Genomic DNA, 338 nt, shown 5'->3' with positions numbered 1-338 from the left:
GGAAGCCGATCCCTGCACCCGCGAGCACCGCGTCCTCCTGCGCGCGGGGGTCGGGGCTGCGGAAGGCGATCTGCTCGGGCGCGAGCGTCTCACGCAGCCAGCGCTCGGTGGGCGCGCGCGGGCTCTCGGCGTCCGGGCCGACGAAGCGGTGCCCCTCGAGTGCCTCCAGCCCCTCGGGCAGGCCGTGCGCCGCGACGTAGGCGCGCGCCGCGTAGAGCCCGGCGCGCATGTGAAAGAAGGGCTGCACGACGTTGTCGGGCTCCTGCGGGGGCGGGCCGGCGCGCACGGCGACATGCGCCTCGCCGTACTCCAGCCGGAAGAGCCGCGTGCCCGTGAGA

1 protein-coding gene is annotated in these 338 nt (G+C 76.3%); it reads right to left on the bottom strand.

Annotation, left to right across the window (positions count from 1 at the left end):
* Positions 1 to 338: LysR substrate-binding domain-containing protein (locus AB6A65_RS16805; protein ID WP_371039521.1), on the bottom strand; the 338-nt coding region annotated here is incomplete at both ends.

Source organism: Rhodosalinus sp. FB01, from assembly GCF_041365715.1.
GTDB lineage: Bacteria > Pseudomonadota > Alphaproteobacteria > Rhodobacterales > Rhodobacteraceae > Rhodosalinus.
This window is presented reverse-complemented; position numbering and strand designations above follow the sequence as displayed.